We start from the raw sequence: 14748 nt of genomic DNA, 5'->3' as shown, positions 1-14748 counted from the left end.
ATCGCGCGAAGACGCAACCGGTGTGGACAGCGTGTTCACACCGGTTGCGGATGACCGATCACCTTGGCTCATCGCGGAACAATGGCTACCCGCAACGCGATCAGCGGATCTTGCGGCTGCGGAGAGCGGCAGGGCTCACCATCCGCCGCCTCAATCTCCCCATGGCGCAGGAACCGGGCCGCATAGATCACCCGATGGCTGTCAGCCAGGGGCGGCATCAAACGGAAGGCGATACCCGACAGGGGGCGTCCCCCCCCCAGCCCCAGGCTTCCAGGTGCCGGGGTCCAATGTCCGTCGGCGGCCGTGGAGCCCGGAACCCGGTATTGCAGCAATTGCCCAACCCCTGGGCTGGTTTCAACCCGGATGCCCTCAATCCAGAAAGGTGCATCCTCTGCCGCTGCCCATTCACCGGCGGCGAATGCCTGTTCGCCAATCTGCTGAATGGTGGCGAACAGGCGCAACCCAACCGGGGGGGCCTGCTTCGCTGGGGAAAGCGGACGAATTTCCAGATCAACACAGGACTGTATATCCTGGCCGAATATATAGTTGGTGATCATGAGGGGTGAGGCGCCGGGGGGAACCGACATCACAACCTCATCCGCAGCGGCAACCCAGACCACCGGCTCCAAAACGCCCTTCTGCAAAAAGCGAATCGGAGACGTGCCCGGTTGCGGGACAGAGCTGAGCTGTGCCGCCGGAAACGCCACCCCATTGATCACACGGGGACGTTGCGCCGAGGGGCGAACCGCCACGACATAGGTTCCCTCCGGCAGAACAATGACCTGGGCCGAACTGCGCAGGCGGTCTGCTGTGGGTTCCGGTTCCGCCGTCGCCAACATGCCATTCGTAGTCGTCATCGCCATCACTTATGAAAGGTGCCGTCTGATGCGAAAGGTATCCGATATTTACGCACAAAAATGAACAAAATTACGGAGCGGCGACGCAAACAATTAACATTTGCGGGGCACTGAAAGATTGATCGTAAACTGACAAAAAGAAATGGCGGGCAAAAGCCCGCCATTTCCCAAACAAAACACTGATTCGGATTACTTGGGAGTAAACCAATTCACGTTGATACCGGTCTGCCCCACAACGGTGATGGTCGAGCCATCGGGCAGGGTCAGAACGGTGTTGCCACCGGTGACCTGCGCGCTGGAGATCAGGGAGACCAGGTTCAGCTGAGCGTTGCCACCAAAATTGGTCGTGCCGAAGGCGAGCGTATCCTGTGTCGGGTTGAAGCCCGAAACCGTATCGTTGCCGCCACCCGGCGTGAAAATGAACACATCCTTGCCAGCACCAGCGACCAGCGAGTCATTGCCGGCTTCGCCGATGATGATGGCGCCACCGGAACCGGCGGTAATGGTGTCGTTACCAGCGCCACCGCCGAGCGTAGCAAAGCCCGCGCCACCGGTAATAACGTCGTTACCAGCACCGCCATTGAGAATGGCGTTACCGTTGGCCGAAATCGAGTCGCTGCCGGTACCACCGATCACGCTGTCGTTACCATCGCCAGCGATAATGGTGCTGGAGCCGGTCAGGCTGCTCCCTACCACGAACTGATTGCCGGCATCGCCAACAATCAGCTTGTTCGACGGACTTGCACCCACAAACAGGGCAGAAACGTTACCGTTACCGGTGCCCTGCACGAAGACCTGATTCAGCGAAGAATCAACGATGAGGTTGGTCAAGGTGCCCGACGTGGTCGAGTTGGTGCCCGCGAGGTTCACAATACTGAGATCGTTCGATGCGCCGGCCGACTTGGTGACAGTCGCCGTCGACACGGTCGTATACGTGGCCTGCCCCAGCAGCACCGAACCGTTAGAGATCGGCGCCGTCACAACGGGCGCCGTCGTACCGACGGTTGCGTTCGTCGGGGTCGACCCCGCAGGAACAACCGACTGCAAAACGTTGGAAATAGTCTGAAGCTGCTGAGTTGTCGCACCAGTCACGTTGATCGTGGCGCCGCCGGCCAAGGTTGCCATCTTTTACCCCCAAAATCCATTAAGCCAGGGGCCTGGCCACCCCTCACAGGTGTTAACCAATCCGCCCCGCTAATCGTATTACCGAGGCGAAGCTAACAGCAGAGCCTCTTTCTTGCAATCGAATATTGCACTGCGTCAGCCGGTTTGCACAACCCCGTTAAACCTGTGGAAAGGCGGCAACACCCTTCAGGAAATCCAAGAAAAACAGTGCCTTGGAAGGGGACATGGATGTCCCGCTGGCTTGGCATCCCGCCTCTGAAGACAACGCAATAGCCAATTTAGCCATGCTAACCTTTAGGTTATACCCCCTGGAGATGCAGACAAAATCTTAACGCAGGTCGGCACCTGCGATGATGCCCAAAGCCGTTGCCACACTGGAATCAGCCGCGAGGTCAGGTTGATCCCATGCTTCAAACAGTGCATCCGCATCTTGGAATGCCCCCAGCAGAACAAGACGAATCAAGGTGAGCTTGCGCGCATGACGCAGGGAAGTGGGGGCCTGATCGGCATCCGGAAGGTTCCAGATCGCCCGAAATGCCTCTATCGCCGCCGCAGGATCCACTGCCTCGGAAATTCGGTCCCACGCCGCGATTCGCGCAACGGGAAGCTCACGTTCCAGCACCGTGGCAAGCAGGCTCATCTCATCCTGCGGCACATCCACCTTGGCTGTGCGCCACAGAGAATCGGGGTGATCCATGGTGCGCAAATCGCGGCGCAGCCCACGCCGCATGGAATGCCGATCATTGGCGGGGATCATCAATCCCTGTTCCGGTGTGCCTTGGGTCACGGCAGACAATAACGGGGCCGAATCAGCACCCGCACAGACCAGGGCGACAAGGTGCAGACGAACCGCGGCGCTGGTCAGCACTTCGGTTTCACCATCCTCCATCCCCACCCTCTGCAGGGCACGGCGCACATGCGCTCCCGCCAGCGCCGCGGCGGCTGTGAAAAGCACCGCGGCGGCGGGATCAGCCTCGCTGTTATTGGCCAGAATGGCCCGGTAATAGAGCAGACCGGTCAGATTCCCCGGATAGCGCTTCAGCCATTCCTGTACATCATCATTCGCCACCGGCGGGCGCAGCGCGGCGGGAGTGGTGATGTCGATCCCGAAGCGCTTAATGACATCCTCGGCAAGTGACTTGAAAAGCTCAAGCGCAGCGGCAGCTTCCCCGGCATTGACCATTTCCTTGTAAAGCCTGTAGCGCAAGCCGGACAGCAAGGCCGGCGCCAAACCGGGGGTGGCGATTCGGCGATGCAGATAATCACGATACAGCACATCACTAAGCGGCCGGGGGGCTGGTAAATCGCCATCGCTGGCAAAGGCATGGAGGGTTGCCCCCCGTTCCTCCACCCGGACCTGCTGGAATCCAGCCGCGCGCAAGGCCCGCTCCAGCCCCTGCGCGCTGAACAGGGTCAGGTGCAGGCCCGGACTGGCGATCGGTGCCAGAAGCGCCGGTGTGGTTCCCGGATGAAGGGCTGCCCCATTAGGGCTGGTGAGCACCGCGATTCCCGTCGCCCCGACGGCGCGACGGATAGACCGCAGAAAACCCGAAGGTTCCGGAATATGCTCCACCACTTCCGACGCATAAACGACATCATAGGGTTCGGGCAGCGGCGTATCGTCAGTCCAGTAATCCAGAACAATGTCAAGCCCGAGATAGTCGCGCCCCAGGGCCGCCAGACCAGACGGGTCATACCCCTTGGCCGTCCAACCCAGCGCCACCTGCACGAAATCGCTGGTGAAGCCGAAACCACCGCCGATTTCCAGCATTCGCCGCCCAGGGGAAACATCCGCCCAGCCCAGCGGCTCCAGCATCGGGCGCAGGCCGGCGCCCTGCTCCATATAGAATTCCAGTAACGCCCCACCGGGCAGCGCCCCCGGCGTGTAATCAGCCCCCTGCCGATCCGTGGAGAATCGGGAGGCACAGGAGGGGCACTGAACGATGATCCAATCCGTCTGCCGGGGTCCACTTTGAGGAATAATCAGCACAGGCCGGTGGGGCCCCTGATCCGCACAAACGGGGCAGCTGGCGGGCAGCAAAGCACTATCGTCGGATTGCCAAACGAATTCCACCTGAACCCCCGTTATCCTGCAAAGCCATGCCACCATCCATGCGGATGGACAGGGCAACCTTATGGACACCACCCCTTTAAGGGCAAACCCAAATATCTTGCGGATTGATCCGCAACCGATACAACTTGGCTTGTCGCCCAACCGGAGTGCGGTATGTACAATATATTATTCCTGCACAAGTTATTTCCTGCCCAGTTCGTACACTTGGCCAAGCAGTTGGCCACGCTTCCCGCCGTCCGTGTGACGGCATTGGCCAGTGATTTTCAGGCACAGTTGCCGGGCGTTGATCAGCACAGCTACCATTTCGTCACCCGGGGCGGGGGGGGCAGTCACCCTTATCTCTACGAACCCAATCGTGCCATTTGGCGCGGCCAGGCAGTATTGGCCCATTGCACTGAACTGGCCCGGGGCGGATACCGGCCTGACCTGATCATCGGCCATAATGGCTGGGGAGAAATCCTGTTCCTCAAGGATCTTTGGCCACAGGCAGGAGTGGTTGGTTATTTTGAGTTCTTCTATCGTGGCCAGGGTGCTGATGTCGGATTTGATCCGGAGGAACCTTACAGCCTGGATGATGTGGCCCGCGTCCGCACCTTGAACACCATCAATCTTCTGGGGCTGGATGCCGTCGATATCGGGGTCTGCCCGACCGCATGGCAGAAGCAGCTTTACCCGGTGGAATATCAGAACAAGCTCGTTCAGATTCATGATGGCATCGATACGGAGCGCGCCTGCCCCGGCTCCGCCCGCCCGCTGCGGTTGCCAGACGGAAGAGTGCTGGGACCGGATACTCCCATTGTTACCTATGTAGCGCGCGATCTGGAACCCTATCGTGGATTCCGCTCCGCCATGCGTGCCGCCGTGGAAATATTGCGGCGGCACCAGGACGCCCACATGGTGTTCGTGGGCGGTAACGGGGTTTCTTATGGCAATCCACCACCAAGCGGCGGAACATGGCGTAACCATATGCTGACGGAACTTTCAGGCCAACTGCCCATGGATCGGGTTCATTTCCTGGGCAAGCTGGCGCATCAGGATTTTATCAACCTGATGCGGCTCTCACGGGCCCACCTCTATCTCACCTATCCATTCGTCCTCAGTTGGTCCATGCTGGAGGCTATGGCGACGGGGGTCAGCCTGGTTGCCTCGGCAACCCCCCCGGTAGAAGAGATCGTGGAGCATGGTTATAATGGCCTTCTCGTCCCTTTCGCTGATCCGGGTGCCATCGCAGATGGCGTATTGGAGACCCTTTCAATGAACGAGGTGCAGCGTCGCGCCATGCGTCGCGCCGCACGGCAAACGGTCGTGGAACGGTTTGATTTGCAGTGGGTGGCCCTGCCCGCCTGGCAGCGACTGCTGCGCGAGCGGTTCCAGGCCCCGCTATGACGCACAATGCTTGCCTCTTTCGTCGCCAACCCGTCTGCGATAGAGGTTGCACAATCATTGACTGGGTTCGGGGTACGGGATCGTGACCGGTAGCAGATTGACCTCGCTGATAAAAAGCGTGACCAGCGGTCTGCGTGGCTCGGCCTATGAAAGGGGTGTACGTCTTACCAGGAAGGGCAAGCTGGCGGATGCCGCCGCTGCCTGGCAGGAAGGGGCAAAGCAGGGCGACCCGCAATGTCAAATGGCCCTGGCCGAAGCCTTGGATGCCGGGCGTGGGGTTCTGCCCAATCCCCGCAGTGCCTTTCGCTGGTATCAAACAGCTGCGAAAAACGGTGTTGCGCGCGCGCAGGCCTATCTCGCAAGCCATTATGCCAATGGCATCGGTGATGCGACAGCCAAACATAACCCCGATGCATTCGTTCTCGCCAAGGACGATGTGCAAGCCCGGCACTGGGCAACATTGGCAGCCGAACAGGGAATGGTGGAGGCACAGGTATTATCGGGCTGGCTTTTTGCCCGGGACGGCGGGCCAGATGCACCGATAGATATTGCACGGGCCACGGCATGGTATCAGCGGGCGATTGATCAAGGCAGCGTCAAGGGTATGGTGGGTCTGGCCAACCTGATTGCCAGCGGCCACGTGGCTGACCAGGGCCCGGCGGAAGCATTTGTGCTTTATGAGCGCGCCGCCCGACGGAACGACCCTACGGCACAATATTACACCGGCCTTTATCTGCTGGAAGGGATTGGCACGGAAGCCAATCACGCTCTCGCGCTGGAATGGCTGCTCAAAGCAGCAGAAGCCGGCATTGTTGCCGCCTGTCGTTCTTTGGGCATTATCCATCGCCGTGGACGCGGCGCGCCAAAGAACCTCGCCATCGCCGAAACCTGGCTGCGGCGCAGCGCGCTTAAAGGTGATGCGGAATCGATGGCCTTGCTGGCGGATATGCATATGGGCTTGGAGGCCGCGGTCCCAAATCCGGGTGAAGCAATCATCTGGTACACAGCCGCCAGCGAGTTGGGACATACTGGCGCGTTGGCAGCTCTGGGACTGGCCCATCAGAAGGGTAAATTTGTGCCATTGGACCCGCTGAGGGCCATTCATTTTCTGGAGAGGGCCACCGAGGCCGGGCATGTCGAGGCCGCGTTCCATCTCGGCCTCAGCCACCTCGAAGGTCGGGGCATTCCAGTGGATTATGGCAAGGCGGCCACTCTTCTGATGAAGGCAGCCGAGCAGGGCCACGCCAACGCCACTTACAATATGGGCGTGCTCTATTTTCATGGGCACGGGGTGGCGCAGGATCAGCAAAAGGCCATGTTCTTCTATGCCCGGTCAGCGGAGCTGGGCAGCCCATCGGGCCAGTTCCGGCTCGCACATGCTTTGTCCACCGGACAGGAACTGCTGCCCGCGGACCCGGATAAAGCCCTTTATTGGTTCACCAAGGCGGCTGAAAATGGCCATGTTCCGGCGCAGGTCAATCTTGTGCGCATTTTGACAAGCCGGCAGGCCCCCTTGGAAGAACTTGAGCGCTGGCGTGTGCGCCTGCACGAGGCCGCCGCCCATGGTATAGCCATCGCCATGACGGCTCTGGCGGAAATGAAATGGAATATTGATCGCGACGGTCCGGCAGCGATTGAAATGGCAAAGGCTGCTGTGGAACTGGGCGACCCGTTAGCCCAAAATCTGATAGAATATCTTGAAGCACGCAATTTCAACGGGATTGTCCGCTGAAGTTGCGTGCTTCCGATTATTGGCAGCCAACCAGAAGGGAGGAGCCTTCATTTGTCAGGAGGGCTCCCGTAGGCCTTCCTGCATGTTTTTCACCACATTGCCCAACAGGTACTGCATGATCGTACGCTCACCAACGACGATATCAGCCTGAAGCGGCATACCGGGCAGCAAGGTGACATCATCTGGAACGTTGCGCAGTTTCATCTGGGTGATTTCAATGCGCGATTTGTAAAAACGTGTGCCACTGGGGGTACCATCGTCCAGTCGATTGAAGCTGTCGCCACTGATGGACCGAACGCGTCCAACAACGGTGCCATATTCAGTGAAACGGTAGGCATCCAGCTTGATCACCGTCTCGTCACCCGGCTTGACAAAGCCCTGGTCCGCACCGGCGATATCAGCCTCAACCTCCAGTTCCGCATTGGCTGGCACGAGGGTGACAATCACCTCTCCGGAGGGCACCACAGCCCCATTCCCAATGTCCGCCACCCTGACAACGGTCGCATCACTGACCGCGCGCAGCTCAATCAGGTTACGGCGATACTCCGCCTTGGACAAATCATCTGCCACCTGCTGCAATTCTGTGCGGCGGGTCACCAGCTCTTGCGAAACCGTGGAGTTCCACTCCTGAATATAGGCATCGCGTTCCGCCGCCACCGATTGCAATTCATGTTTGGCCGTGATGGCTTGCTGCTCGCTGTTGGACAGGTTACGGGCGATTTCAGCCTTGTTATCTTGCGCGACCAGCACATTCAGCCTGCTGCCCACTTCCTTGCGTGCAAGCTCGGAGCGCATCTTCTCAATCTCGCTGTTGACGGCCAGTCGAGACCGATAATATTCGGCATCGCGCGTACTGCTTTGAATGATTCCCTGGGTCGACTTGATCTTCTGGTCATAAACAGCAAGACGCGACTCACGCTCCGACTGACGGGAACGCCAGATATCCTTCTGCGTCACCCAGGATGGGCTGGTCTTGTCTGCCGTCTCAAAGGGAACACCGGCCTGTTCAGCCTCCAGTCGCGCCACTTGCGCCTGCAGGGTCTCCGCACGGGACTGCAGCTGTGAGACATCGACACCCGTCAAGGTCGGGTCCAGTGTCACCAACACATCTCCCTTCCTGACCGTTTGCCCCGGACGCACCAGCACATCGCGGATGACGGAGGATTCCAACGGCTGCACCGTAATGGTCGGTGTGCGCGAAATAATGCGCCCCCGGGAGGAAACCACGATATCCAGCGTCATTACATTCGCCAGTATGATCGCCAGAGCCACCATACCCGCCAGAACATGGACAGTGAGGCGCACCCGACGTGAATAGGGCGCACCAACAATCTCTGCCATTTCCGACTGAAAGTCATTGATGGCCTGGTCCGCAGTGGATGCCGTCCGACTATCAGGACGCAGGACCAGCGATCGACCGCTCATTGCTCGCTCCTGTCGGGGATTGGTGACGGTTCTGCTGGAACCAAAGGTGACGGTAAATACTGCATCGCTCCAGCAATTCCTCATGCGTGCCGATATCATATACCCGGCCGCGCTCCATCACGATGATCTGGTCACATTCCACCAGCGACGCCAGCCGGTGGGAAATGATCAGCATGGTCCGGCCAGCGGCGATATGGCGCAAATTATTGTTAACGATCGCTTCACTGTCCGGGTCCAGCGCGCTGGTGGCCTCGTCCAGGATCAAGATAGCGGGATCGACCAACAGGGCGCGAGCGATCGCCAGACGCTGACGCTGGCCGCCCGATAAGTTGGACGCGCCCTCCGAAAGGTAGGTGTCGTACCCGGCGGGCTGCCGCTCGATAAACTCCTCCGCCCCCGCCAGACGTGCCGCCTCAATGATCTCATCGAAAGTTGCGTCGGGTTTGGCGGCGGAGATATTCTGACGAATTGTGCCACTGAACAGGAAATTGTCCTGTAGAACCACCCCCAGATTGGCGCGCAGATGGTGGATATCCATCTGCTTCAGATCGTTGCCTTCCAGTTTTATCAGCCCGTCATAATCCTGGTGCAGCCCCTGCAACAGGCGGGTGATCGTTGTCTTACCTGAACCTGAGCGGCCCATGATGCCGACAACACTACCGGGTGCGATCTCGAAATTAACCTTATCCAGAGCATATGTGCTGGCACCCGGATAGCGGAACCGGACCTCATCAAAGGTGATCCCACCCTGGAAACGAGGGCGCAGCCCGTGGGTGGAGCGGGTATCTTCCGCCGGAATATTGACCAGGGAAGCAACCAGATTCATCGCACCGCGCATCTCCTGCACCTGCTGAAGCAGGCCGGCAATCTGAACAATGGGCTGAATAGCGCGACCGGCAAGCATAACGAAGGCGATCAATCCGCCCATCAACACCGGATCGCCGTTCGTCGACAGCGCCATATAGCAGCCCAGCAACAGGCTGCCGGCATAGATCAGCTTCTCCAGAGGCTGCAGAATCGTCTGCGGTTGATTGGCGATGAACCCCATATCCCGGTGCGCCCGCACAGCCTCGGAGGAATAACGATCCCATTCCTGCCGCTTACCGCCTTCCAGCGCCAGGGACTTGATGGTGCGCATCCCATGAATAGCCTCGACCAGAAACGAGCCGCGACTTTGCTCTGCCCGGACAACCCGTGCATAAGCGCGCCCGATAACTGGCATATAAAGGATAACGGTGGCAAACATAACTATGCCGACACCCAAGACGAAAAACGTCAAAGAGGCATCGAGGTAGAACATTGCAGGCAGAAGAACCAGTAACGTCAAGCTATCAAGGCAAACCGTGAACAACTGCCCCGTCATGAAAGAACGAATGCGAGAAATTTCATTGACTTTGTGCGAAATCGCACCTGTCGACTGGCTCTCGAACACCTCAATAGGCAGACCAATTAGTTTCTCGAACACGTAGGTACTGATTCGCGCATCAATGCGGGCTGCACCTTCCGCCACCAACCAACGCCGCAAATAGCCGAATATCGTGTCAAAAATAATGATGAAAAACACCCCTACAGTTAAGACAAACAGGGTCGACATTCGCTGGTGAACCAGCACACGATCAATCACGATAAAGTAAAGCAGAGGGGGAACGAGGGCGAAAACAGAGAGAATCAGCGCCGAGATGCCTACATCCCGAAATATCCGCTTTTCCGCCAGCACCTGACGCAACAGCCAGCCGGCATTGAAGGTCTCGTTCAAGCTGTCAGTTTTACCTTGAGGCTTGAAGAGAATGACCTCGCCGTCCCAGATTTCAGCCAAACCGATTGCATCAAAGGGGGTGGGGGTAGCCCCATCGACAGGATGGCGAAGCACCACCAACGGCGGCGAGGTGTTGGAGTTAACAGAGATGACGACCCGTGCAGTTCCATCGCGTAAACGGATCAATGCCGGAACGGCGCGTCCAAGCCTGAGCAGCTGATCAAACCGCATCCGCGCCGACCGAGCCTTCAACCCATATTGTTCGGCAGCAGCGATAACGATTGACGGCCGAACCTCCTCCGGGCCGGACGCATAGGATCGCAACAATTGCTCACGTGAAAGATGCAGCCCATGGTGGCGTGCAACGAAACGCAATGCCTCCAGCATCGTGTGCGAGATGGCTGGGTCGGCTTGGGAAATCCCCTCGCTATCAGGAGCTCGCTCCGCCTGAGACATGTCTGTCCTTCGCATACACCAATCGTTTCCCTTGCCTTGCTATCGGGCAAAGGGCGGGTATGACTACCCCAAAGTTGCGTCCCGGATCAAAACAATTCGCTGCGGCGCGTCATTCTACCAGCCCCCGCGCCCGCAGCCAGTCCACGACGCTTGACGCCTGTTCGGCAGGCGTGCCCTCCCCAAAGCGCAAGTGCAGCTCTGGATTATCCGGCACTTCATAAGGGCTGTCGACGCCAGTGAAATGGGCGATCTCCCCCGCCCGTGCGCGGCGGTAATGGCCTTTGATGTCCCGCCGTTCGCATTCAACCAAAGGGGTATCCACAAATATCTCCACCATCTCGCCGGCCGGCAGGATGGCGCGGGCCCGTTCCCGGTCTTCCCGGAAGGGGGAAATCAGGCTGACCAGCACGATCAGCCCGGCATCCGTCATCAACCGCGCCACCTCTGCCACCCGGCGGATATTCTCCGCCCGGTGTGCATCACCGAATCCGAGATCACGGCACAGGCCGTTGCGCAGATTGTCACCATCCAGCACCATGGTCTGGCAGCCGCGCCGGTGCAGTTCCTGTTCCACCAGATCGGCGATGGTGGATTTGCCCGCCCCGGACAGGCCGGTGAACCACAGCACACAGGGCCGATGCGGACGGTTGGCCACCCGCGCGGCCTTATCCACCTTCATATTCTGCCAGGGCACATCACCTGACCGCCGCAGGGGCGCATCAACCATGCCCGCCGCGACGGTGGCATTGCTGATCCGATCAATGAGAATGAAACCACCCAGGGTGCGCGACTGGCGATAGGGCAGCAGGCCGATGGGACGATCCAACGTCAGATGGCAATAGCCGACATCGTTCAGCCCCAGCTGGCCGCCCAGCTGGGGCTGCCAGTCATCCACATTCAACCGATGGACCAGCTGCGTCACCTGGGCCCCGACCGAGGCCGCACCCAGGCGCAGCAGATAGGAGCGGTGCGGCACCAGGGGCCGGTCCAGCATCCAGATCAGGTGAGCGGAAATCTGGTCGGCCACCGGCGGCGGGGCGGCGGCGGCGGCAATCAGGTCACCCCGGCTGACATCCACCTCGTCGGCCAGCACCAGGGTCACTCCCTGGCCGGCCCGCGCGCTGGGAAGATCGCCATCCACGCTGACGATACGGGCCACCCGGCTCTGCCGGCGGGAAGGCAGCACCATCACCGGATCACCGGGCACGACGCGCCCCGCCGCGATGGTGCCGGCAAAGCCTCGGAAATCCTGATGCGGACGGTTGACCCATTGCACCGGCAGGCGCAACGGCCCTTCCTGGTCACCGGTCGCCGCCGGGCAGCTTTCCAGCAGGTCCAGCAGGGTCGGCCCGCCATACCAATCCAGCGCCGCCGACCGGCGGGTGACATTGTCGCCGCTTCGGGCCGACAAGGGCACGGCACTGATGGACTGGAAATCAAGGGCGGCGGCAAAGGCGCGGAAATCCGCCTCAATCACCTGGAAAGCCATCTGATTCCAGCCGATGGCATCCATCTTGTTGATCGCCAGCACAATCCGGCGGATGCCCATCAGGGCAGCAATGCCGGCATGGCGCCGCGTCTGCGGCAGCAACCCCTTGCGCGCATCCACCAGCAGCACGGCCAGATCCGCCGTAGAGGCGGCAGTGGCCATATTACGGGTATATTGCTCATGCCCCGGCGTGTCGGCGATGATGAATTTGCGCCGGATCGTGCTGAAATAGCGGTAGGCGACGTCAATGGTGATGCCCTGCTCCCGCTCTGCCGCCAGCCCATCCACCAGCAGGGCAAAATCCAGCGTGCCTTCACCGGTGGTGCCATGGGCGGCACTGTCCCGGCGCAGCTGTTCCAGCTGATCCGCCGGTACGGCACCGCAATCATGCAGCAGCCGGCCGATCAGGGTGGATTTGCCATCATCGACCGACCCGCAGGTGATGAAACGCAGGGGTATGCCGGCGCGCTCTTCCAACATCGCATCCATCAGAAGTAGCCTTCCTGCTTCTTGCGCTCCATGGAAGCCGCACCATCGGCATCAATCATCCGGCCCTGGCGCTCCGACTGGCTGCTGTCGGCCAGTTCGTCGATGATGGCATCCAGGCTGTCCGCGCGGCTTTCCACAGCACCAGTCAGCGGGTAACAGCCCAGCGTGCGAAACCGGACCCAGCGCATTTCCGGCTGCTCCCCTGGCGCCAGGGGCATCCGCGCATCATCCACCATGATCAACGCGCCATCACGCTCCACCACCGGGCGGGGCTTGGCGAAATAGAGCGGGACGATGGGGATATTTTCCCGCCTGATATAGGCCCAGACATCCCGTTCGGTCCAATTGGACAGCGGGAAGACGCGGATGCTCTCCCCCTTGGCGATGCGGCCATTATACAGGTTCCATAGTTCCGGCCGCTGATTCTTGGGATCCCAGCCATGGGCCTGATTGCGGAAGGAGAAGATGCGTTCCTTGGCGCGCGACCGTTCCTCATCCCGGCGCGCGCCACCGAAGGCAGCATCGAAACCGTAACGGTTCAAGGCCTGCTTCAGTGCCTGGGTCTTCATCACGTCCGTATGCACGGCCGAGCCATGGGTGAAAGGCCCCACCCCCTGGGCCACCCCTTCCGGATTGATATGGACCAGCAGGTCCAGCCCCAGTTCCCGGACGCGCGCATCGCGGAAGGCGATCATCTCCCGGAATTTCCAGGTCGTATCCACATGCAGCAGCGGAAAGGGCGGCTTGGCGGGATAAAACGCCTTCAGGGCCAGATGCAGCATGACCGCACTGTCCTTGCCGATGGAATAGAGCATCACCGGGGCCTGGAACTGCGCCGCGACCTCCCGCATTATGTGGATGCTCTCGGCTTCCAGCCAGTCCAGATGGCTGAAACCGGTCATGGGAGAATGTGGGGACATGGCACGCATGACCTGATATGGACACCCACCCGGTGGGATCAGCGGTAAACTTGCCCTGATACGGCCGAAATTTCTACATATTAGTTGTATTGAGACACAGCGCAGCACCTGATTGATGTTTGCGGGTTATGGCCGAACAAGGGGCTAGCGCCTGGCGCCAGGAAAGTGGGAGTGGAAGTAACAATGTCGCAGCAACAACCGTCATCGGCTGTCGGTGGCTGGTATAGGGGCTTTTCGTCTGATGGACGGGCCACACTGGCAGCAGCCTTCGCCGACATGGCGGTCGGGCTGGCCTCCTGGCGGATCTGGTTCACCCTGGCCTGGACGGACATCCGGCAGAAATATCGCGGCTCCATCCTGGGGCCGCTATGGGTGACGCTCAGCATGGCGGCGTTTACCGCCGGCATCGCCATTGTCTATGCCGCCATCTTCAAGATCGATGTGCCAGCATATCTGCCCCATGTCGCTATCGGCATGGTGACATGGACGCTGATCACCAGCCTGATCAGCGAGAGCTGCATGGCGCTGGTGGGGGCGGAGGGCTATCTGAAGCAGGTGCGGCTGCCGCTGACCGTCTTCGTCAACCGGGTGATCGCCCGTAACGCCCTGGTGCTGCTGCACCATGTGTTGATCGTGGTGGGGGTCAGCCTGCTTTATGAGACGGGCGTGACCCTGGAGGGTGTCGGGCTGGCCATTGCCGCCGTGCTGTTGCTGCTGGTCTGCGGCTATGGCTGGGGCCTGATGCTGGCCTGTGTCTGTATGCGGTTCCGCGATGTAGCGCAGATCGTCCAGACCATCCTGACCGGCGCCTTCTTCATCACGCCGGTGCTGTGGAAGGGCAATTTTCTGGATGCCAACCATCCGGCCCTGCGCTTCAACCCGTTCCATTATCTGGTTGAGATCGTGCGCCAGCCGCTGACCACCGGCACGGTGGACCCGATGCACTGGATCGTTGTTGGCTGGATCGCCATTGCCGGTCTGGTGCTGGGCCTGCTGGTCTTCCGCGCTTCCCGCCCCCGCGTCACCTTTTGGATCTGAA

General features: G+C 60.0%; 10 protein-coding genes. 3 read left to right on the top strand and 7 right to left on the bottom strand.

Annotated features, from left to right (window positions below):
- Window positions 1-68: 68 nt before the first annotated feature.
- From PCJ49_RS17345 to PCJ49_RS17335, 3 genes are all read right to left on the bottom strand, one after another.
- Complete coding sequence (locus PCJ49_RS17345; RefSeq protein ID WP_269912039.1) at window positions 69-857, bottom strand: hypothetical protein; 789 nt, start codon at window positions 855-857, stop codon at window positions 69-71.
- Window positions 858-1046: 189 nt separating this feature from the next.
- Entirely contained in the window at window positions 1047-1982 is a 936-nt protein-coding gene (locus PCJ49_RS17340) for a calcium-binding protein (protein WP_269912038.1), read from the bottom strand.
- Between the two features lie 328 nt (window positions 1983-2310).
- Window positions 2311-3825 (bottom strand): class I SAM-dependent methyltransferase, encoded by a 1515-nt coding sequence (locus PCJ49_RS17335; RefSeq protein WP_269912037.1) that lies wholly within the window; start codon window positions 3823-3825, stop codon window positions 2311-2313.
- Between the two features lie 480 nt (window positions 3826-4305).
- Here PCJ49_RS17335 and PCJ49_RS17330 point away from each other — a divergent pair, with 480 nt between their 5' ends.
- Window positions 4306-5442: a glycosyltransferase gene (locus PCJ49_RS17330; protein ID WP_269912036.1), complete on the top strand. Its 1137-nt coding sequence runs from the start codon at window positions 4306-4308 to the stop codon at window positions 5440-5442.
- Window positions 5443-5560: 118 nt separating this feature from the next.
- Window positions 5561-7174 carry a tetratricopeptide repeat protein gene (locus PCJ49_RS17325; RefSeq protein WP_269912035.1) on the top strand — a complete coding sequence of 538 codons (1614 nt, stop codon included), beginning with the start codon at window positions 5561-5563 and terminating at the stop codon, window positions 7172-7174.
- Between the two features lie 54 nt (window positions 7175-7228).
- Here the strand turns inward: PCJ49_RS17325 and PCJ49_RS17320 are convergent, their stop codons facing one another.
- The 4 genes from PCJ49_RS17320 to cysD all read right to left on the bottom strand — a co-directional run bounded on the left by PCJ49_RS17320 (window position 7229) and on the right by cysD (window position 13709).
- Window positions 7229-8599 carry an HlyD family type I secretion periplasmic adaptor subunit gene (locus PCJ49_RS17320; RefSeq protein WP_269912034.1) on the bottom strand — a complete coding sequence of 457 codons (1371 nt, stop codon included), beginning with the start codon at window positions 8597-8599 and terminating at the stop codon, window positions 7229-7231.
- A complete protein-coding gene (locus PCJ49_RS17315) occupies window positions 8568-10811 on the bottom strand; it encodes a peptidase domain-containing ABC transporter (protein WP_269912033.1) in 2244 nt (747 codons plus the stop codon). The genes PCJ49_RS17320 and PCJ49_RS17315 overlap by 32 nt, the downstream gene beginning before the upstream one ends.
- Window positions 10812-10920: 109 nt before the next feature.
- Window positions 10921-12789 (bottom strand): sulfate adenylyltransferase subunit CysN, encoded by a 1869-nt coding sequence (gene cysN / locus PCJ49_RS17310; protein ID WP_269912032.1) that lies wholly within the window; start codon window positions 12787-12789, stop codon window positions 10921-10923.
- Window positions 12789-13709, bottom strand: a complete 921-nt coding sequence (cysD, locus tag PCJ49_RS17305) for a sulfate adenylyltransferase subunit CysD (protein WP_269912031.1) — start codon at window positions 13707-13709, stop codon at window positions 12789-12791. Before cysD ends, cysN begins: the two co-directional genes overlap by 1 nt.
- A 183-nt stretch (window positions 13710-13892) precedes the next feature.
- On the opposite strand from cysD, the gene PCJ49_RS17300 reads away from it, so the two are divergent.
- A complete protein-coding gene (locus PCJ49_RS17300; RefSeq protein ID WP_089290627.1) occupies window positions 13893-14747 on the top strand; it encodes an ABC transporter permease in 855 nt (284 codons plus the stop codon).
- Window position 14748 lies beyond the last annotated feature (1 nt).

The organism is Niveispirillum sp. BGYR6 (genome assembly GCF_027568365.1).
Lineage (GTDB): Bacteria > Pseudomonadota > Alphaproteobacteria > Azospirillales > Azospirillaceae > Niveispirillum.
Note: the sequence above shows the minus strand (reverse complement) of the source record. Positions and strands in the feature narration are given on the sequence as shown.